Origin of the sequence: Tahibacter harae, from assembly GCF_024437735.1 — a bacterium.
In the GTDB taxonomy this organism is placed as follows: Bacteria; Pseudomonadota; Gammaproteobacteria; order Xanthomonadales; family Rhodanobacteraceae; genus Tahibacter; species Tahibacter harae.
The window spans coordinates 1-3187 of record NZ_JANFQO010000063.1; the positions used below are offsets into that span (position 1 = coordinate 1).

Below are 3187 nucleotides of genomic sequence, written 5' to 3' on the forward strand. Positions count from 1 at the left end.
ACTACCTGCTGCACGGCAAGGAGCCGGTAGTGCACGCCGATGCGGGCTACACGGGTGCCGATAAGCGCACCGCACGCAAAGGCCTGGATTGGCAGATTGCCCGAAAGCGCGGCAGCGTGAAAGCGTTGCCGGAGGGTGACAAGAAACGCGAGATCGAGAAGGAAGAAAAGCGTAAGGCAGGCATCCGCGCTCGCGTTGAGCACCCGTTCCGTGTGCTGAAATGCCAGTTCGGCTATGTGAAAGTACGCTTCAAAGGACTGACGAAGAATACGGGCCAGATCCTGACGTTGTTCGCGCTGTCGAACCTGTGGATGGCGCGCAAGCGGCTATTGGCGATGACGGGAGAGTTGCGTCTGAAGGCCGCCTAATGCGGTATCAAGGCCGCTGTTTGCGGCCTGTGCAAGGCTGTTTTCGAGTTCCGCGTCGATTTCATTGCCTTCGTCAGGTCGGCAGACCCTTTAGACAGGCAACTTTCGAGGCTTGTTCAGACCTTTCTTTATGTCCGAAGGCGACACTTGAAGTCGACATATTCAATCCCTTTTCCTTCCAGATAGAGCGCGCCAGTTACTCCTGGAGGCAGCTCTTCAACCTTCTTTCCCCAGCAGTCTATTGCAACAATAGCCAACTGTACGTCAACGAAATCTGCTGGCGGAGGTGGCGGTATTTCGTTCGATATATCTTCCATTGTTATTGGGATTTTGTAGCAGGACAAAAATACGTCACCAACATGAAGTGTTCCGTTCGGAACCACCACGACGACTGGTTTCTTTTTCAAGTCATGCGTCACATGGGAAACATAAGCTTCGATTCGGTTATCTAATGTCATGTGGCCCTCCAGAAGTTGCGCGCCGAAGGTGCTCTACGATCTGCTCAGGAGACATCTTCGGACTACAGCATGGTAGCGGACTGGGAGTGACCCGATGGGTTGTCGAAAGGTCGATTGCCTGGCTTCACCAGTTTCGCCGCCTCCGAGTGCGCTATGAACGACTGCCTTCTATCCACGAAGCGTTTCTTCGGTTGGGCCGCGCCATCATCTGCTGGCGGGTTTTGAAACGGTCATTCTGTTAGACGCTCTTAAGGGGCAAGGGCCCTGTCTATCATGCTCCTTGCTCGATTTCTTGCTGATTGAGGCATGGCTTTATTGATGGCGAATTGCTCCAATTCTGGCAAGAGCTTTAGTTGAAGTGGCTTATTAAAATTAAGCCAATCCATGGCTTTCTCTGGCCAGTAGCTTGAAGGAGATTTGGAAAAGACTGTTCTCATAATTTCTTCCGTTGGAAATCTGGAAAGTATCGAGGAATACTCAGAAAAATTAGAAATAGCATCTGATATATGATCAAAAAAATATTGATAGTCTAATTCGAGCACTGGGTAGACAATGAAGTAGTTACTGTAAACTAGTTTGTAATGGTTTTCCTTGAGTAAAAGTGTCCATCCTATTTTTATATTGCATCCGAGGCGGGCCTCGCCAATTTCTGCTATCCAGATACTTTTTTCTTTGTCGATGCTTGGTTTGATGAGTTTTGCCTTCAATTTTTGATCCATTGTTCGTGTTTTACGGGTTTGCCCGTTCTTTCTGATAGCCAATTAACGAATTTTTCCGATATTTCGTTATTCCAATTTATTCCGTAGTGGCCGCTATTCTCTGTGGTGAATATTTCTCCTTCGGGGCCGCGTTGCATCGTCCCTCCAACCGTGGTCTTTTTGTTGGCTGCGCCGATACTATTCGCTAGCTGTTCATGCGGAGAACCTTGGCTGTATATCCCATTTTTTACCCTTCCCGCTACAAATATTTCTGTCGTTGGATCATATACGTACTCTACTCCACCCCCTCTGGGTCTGTAGTTAAGGAATGCGGTAACAGGAGAGTTGTTGGTAATTCCAATCGTTCCTGGAACGGGGCCGGAGCCGCCAGTCTGGGGCCATACGGGCGGAGCAACTTTATCATCGCGGAAATCGTTATCCGGATTCATTTGCATTTTGCGCTCAAGCAGCGCCTCCGCTCTCTTGGCTTCGGCTGCATTGCGCACGGCGCGACCATTTCGTGCTTCGGTCGCAAGAAAAGCTGTCGGTTTTGCGATAGCTGATGAAAGTGTCGCTATCTCGGCGACATTTCCGATGAGGTCGGCTCCGGCCATCCAGGCGCCGAAATAGTCTCTCTTTTCCAGGCTCAGGTTTGCTTCGGACGCATTCTCTCCGGTGCGCTGGCCAAGCCCTATGAGAGCGTCTGCAGCCATTGCTCCAACAAGATTGTTGCCTTGGCCTTTCATTGCATGGTGTTTCAGTTGAGTACCGAGCACGGCTAGAGCACCGGTAACGCCGGCTATTCGCGCAGCCTGTCTTGCTTGAGCATCGGGGTCATCACTTCCGGCATCGATCAACCAGCCGGCGGTGTTAGAGCCGAGGTTGTAGGTCTTTACGGCGGCGGCGGCAAAGCCGGCAACAACAGGGTCGCTATTGACCCAAAGATGGGCTGCTTGCGCACGTTCTTCGTCAGTTTTGGCAAAACCATAGGCCATGCCCGCTCCGCACCAGTTATTGGCGCAGCGACCAGTCGGATCGACATAGACGGTGGGATTCGCATAGGCGTACAGATACCGATGCAAACTCGGCGGCTCCAGGTCTTTGCCTGCCTCGGGATCTTCCGTGTTGAACCGCGCCGTTGCCGGGTCGTAGTAGCGGGCCTTGGCGTAGTAGAGGCCAGATTCGGTGTCCTTGAGGTAGCCGGTAAAGCCGATCGCTTGGCCATCGGTGTTTGGCAGTTCCGCGTTTGCGGCTTCGCGATTCGGTGTGATGAGCGCGCCAGTGGTTCCCAGCTGCGCGCGCACTTCCCCGAAGGCGTCGTAACTCGTGCGCGCACTGATTACACCTTCGGCCGTCAGCAACGCGATCGGTGAGCGCAGCGCATCCAGCAGGTATTGGCGCCGTTGCGGTGTGGTGCCGGCCTTGGTTTCGGCTAGCAGTTGCTCGGCGCTGTAGTGGTAATGCTTGAGCGTGTTGCCGATGGTGTTGGTTTCAGCGAGCAGGCTTTGGCCGTCGTACTGGTAGCGGGTGGTCGTACTGTCGTCGGTCTTTTCGCGGCGGAGGCCGTCGGCATGGTAGGTGAAGTGGAGGGTGGTGCCGTTGCCTAAACTCAAGGCCTTCATGCGGTCGCGGGCGTCGTAGGTGTAGACGCGTGGGGTACCGC

4 protein-coding genes and 1 pseudogene are annotated in these 3187 nt (G+C 53.2%); 2 read left to right on the forward strand and 3 right to left on the reverse strand.

Annotation, left to right across the window (positions count from 1 at the left end; genetic code table 11):
* Positions 1–368, forward strand: a 368-nt coding sequence (locus NM961_RS23750) for a transposase (RefSeq protein WP_255916910.1), incomplete at its 5' end; no start/stop codon positions are given.
* A 128-nt stretch (positions 369–496) separates the two neighbouring features.
* On the opposite strand, the gene NM961_RS23755 is transcribed toward NM961_RS23750, so the two are convergent.
* On the reverse strand, positions 497–826 hold the full coding sequence (locus NM961_RS23755; RefSeq protein ID WP_255916911.1) for a hypothetical protein: 330 nt from the start codon (positions 824–826) through the stop codon (positions 497–499).
* 8 nt (positions 827–834) lie between these two features.
* Here NM961_RS23755 and NM961_RS23760 point away from each other — a divergent pair.
* Positions 835–1068: pseudogene (locus tag NM961_RS23760) on the forward strand (transposase); the annotation flags it as partial.
* 6 nt (positions 1069–1074) lie between these two features.
* On the opposite strand, the gene NM961_RS23765 reads toward NM961_RS23760, so the two are convergent.
* Positions 1075–1533: a hypothetical protein gene (locus tag NM961_RS23765; RefSeq protein ID WP_255916912.1), complete on the reverse strand. Its 459-nt coding sequence runs from the start codon at positions 1531–1533 to the stop codon at positions 1075–1077.
* Positions 1530–3187: RHS repeat domain-containing protein (locus NM961_RS23770; RefSeq protein WP_255916913.1), on the reverse strand; the 1658-nt coding region annotated here is incomplete at its 5' end. The genes NM961_RS23765 and NM961_RS23770, both read right to left, overlap by 4 nt.